Raw genomic sequence first — 2,485 nt, forward strand, 5'->3', positions numbered from 1 at the left:
GGTGGGAGGTGTCGACGGTCGTGACGCCGTCGGCAGCGACGGTGAACTGCGAGACCGTCGAGTCGGCCTTGTCGCGGTCGATGATCTGCGACCGGGTCGCGGCGACCGAGTGCTCCTCGGCGTCGCCGTGCAGCTCCTTGCTGCGTCGCGCCAGGCGCGCCTCCTCCGAGGCCGTGAGCAGGATGCGGACGGGCGCATCGGGGGCGACGACGGTCGTGATGTCACGCCCCTCCGCCACGACGCCACCCTTCGCGGCCCCGGCGTCGGAGATGAGTCGGCGCTGGAGCCGCCGGAGGATCTCCCGGACGGGGATGATGGTCGCGACCTTCGACACCTGCTCCGAGATCCGGGTCTCCCTGATCGCCACGGAGATGTCGGTGCCGGCGACGTGCACCTCGGGCAGGTCGGGGTCGGTCCCGATGGTGAGGGGCAGCCGCTCGGTGGCCGCGATGACGGCGTCCTCGTCGTCGAGGTCGATGCCCTGGTGGAGGCACCACCACGTCGCGGAGCGGTACATGGCCCCGGTGTCGAGGAAGGCGAAGCCGAGGCTCCTGGCCACCTGCTTGGAGACGCTCGACTTGCCGGACCCGGACGGGCCGTCGATGGCGATGACGAATCCGGTGAGGGGCGCATCGGCAGCAGGCATGGGCTGCAGCCTACTTGGCCCCTACTGGTGCACCCGCCAGCCCCGCTCCTCGAGAGCCTCGAGGAGCGGCTCGACGGAGGCGGGGACGACGGACAGGTCGGCGACACCCACGGCCTGGCCGATGCCGTGCTCGAGCTGGAGGTCCTCCAGGTTGATGCCCGCCTGCCCGACGTCGGCGAGCAGCCGGGCGAGGGCGCCGGGCTCGTCGGGGATGACGACGGAGACCACGTCGTAGGCCGCCGGCGCTGCGCCGTGCTTGCCCGGTATCCGCGCGTGACCGAGGTTGCCGGCCTCGAGCACCCGGCTGAGGGTGCCGAGGGACCCCTCGCTCTCGCCCGCGACGATGCCCTCGAGGGCGTCGACGACCTCACCCACCTGGTCCTGCACCTCCCGCAGGACGTGGAGGACGGCCGGGGCGTTGCCGTAGAGGATCTGGGTCCAGAGCCGTGGGTCGCTCGCCGCGACGCGGGTGACGTCGCGCAGTCCCTGGCCGGCCAGGCCGACGGCGGGCTCGGGCAGCTCACGCAGGCAGGCGGCCACCATGCTCGCAGCGAGTTGCGGCAGGTGCGAGACGGCGGCCACGGCGGCGTCGTGCTCGGCCGCCGGCATCGTCCGCACCGCGGCGCCGACGGCGGTCGCGATGTCCCGGACGGCCCGGACGGCCCGGGGGTCGGTCGCCTCGTGCGGGACGATGACCCAGGCTCGCCCGTCGAAGAGGTCGGCCCGTGCCGCGGCCGCCCCCGACCGCTCCCGGCCCGCCATCGGATGGGAGCCGACATACCGGGTCGCGTCGACGCCGGAGGCCAGGACCTCGCGCAGGATGATCTCCTTGACCGAGGCGACGTCGGTGACGACAGCCTCGGGCCACCGCTTCAGCGCGTGGACGATCGCGTCGCCGCACACGTCCGGTGGTGCGGCGACGACGACGACGTCCGGGGTCTCCTCGACATCGATCCGGCCCGCCTTGAGGTCCCGGGCGAGCCACCGAGCGGTGGGCGACGGGTCGTCGAGCGCGACGTCATAGCCGGCGTTGCTGAGGGCGATGCCAAGGCTCGTCCCGATGAGCCCGGTCCCGATGATGCGTATGCGCGCCGTCACGCCTCGCAGCGTAGCGACGCGGAGGCGCCGCGCCCCGCACCGTCCAGATCAGAGACCGGCAGCCTTGTAGAGCGCGGCCACCTCGGCCCTTCCGAGCTTGCGGGTGCGTCCGCTGCGCAGGTCGGCGAGCCGGATGGGGCCCACCTCGGTGCGGACGAGGGACAGGACCGGATGGCCCGCCTCGGCGAGCATCCGCCGCACCACGTGCTTGCGCCCTTCGTGCAGGACGATCTCGACGAGCGCCTTGCCCGGCTGCGAGTCGACGACCCGGAACGAGTCGACGCTGACCGGGCCGTCCTCGAGCTCGATGCCCTCGCGGAGCCGCTTGCCGAGGTCGCGGGGCACCGGGCCGTGGATCTGGGCCAGATAGGTCTTGAGGACGCCGTAGGCGGGGTGCTGCAGCCGGTGCGCGAGGTCGCCGTCGTTCGTCAGCAGGAGCAGCCCCTCCGTGTCGGCGTCGAGACGCCCGACGTGGAAGAGCCGGTCGTTGCGGTTGCCGAGATAGTCGGCGATCGAGGGCCGCCCGAGCTCGTCGTTCATCGTCGTCACGACACCCGTGGGCTTGTTGAAGGCCAGGTAGACCCTCTCCTCGTCGAGGTTGACCCGCTCGCCGTCGACATGGACGGCCTGGCGCTTGGGGTCGATCCGGACCCCGAGCTCGGTGACGATGTGGCCGTCGACCTCCACCCGCCCGTCGGCGATGAGGTTCTCGCACACCCGACGCGACCCGACGCCGGCCGC

At 72.7% G+C, this 2,485-nt stretch carries 3 protein-coding genes; all 3 read right to left on the reverse strand.

From position 1 onward, the window contains the following. Window positions 1–646: (d)CMP kinase (cmk, locus tag ACTHJJ_RS14395; RefSeq protein ID WP_440303627.1), on the reverse strand; the 646-nt coding region annotated here is incomplete at its 3' end. A 21-nt stretch (window positions 647–667) separates the two neighbouring features. After that, window positions 668–1,744, reverse strand: a complete 1,077-nt coding sequence (locus ACTHJJ_RS14400) for a prephenate dehydrogenase (protein WP_440303628.1) — start codon at window positions 1,742–1,744, stop codon at window positions 668–670. Between the two features lie 48 nt (window positions 1,745–1,792). Next, the coding region (locus ACTHJJ_RS14405; RefSeq protein WP_440303629.1) for a pseudouridine synthase at window positions 1,793–2,485 on the reverse strand (693 nt) is incomplete at its 5' end.

The sequence above is a fragment of the Intrasporangium sp. genome (genome assembly GCF_051961875.1).
Taxonomy (GTDB): domain Bacteria; phylum Actinomycetota; class Actinomycetes; order Actinomycetales; family Dermatophilaceae; genus Intrasporangium_A.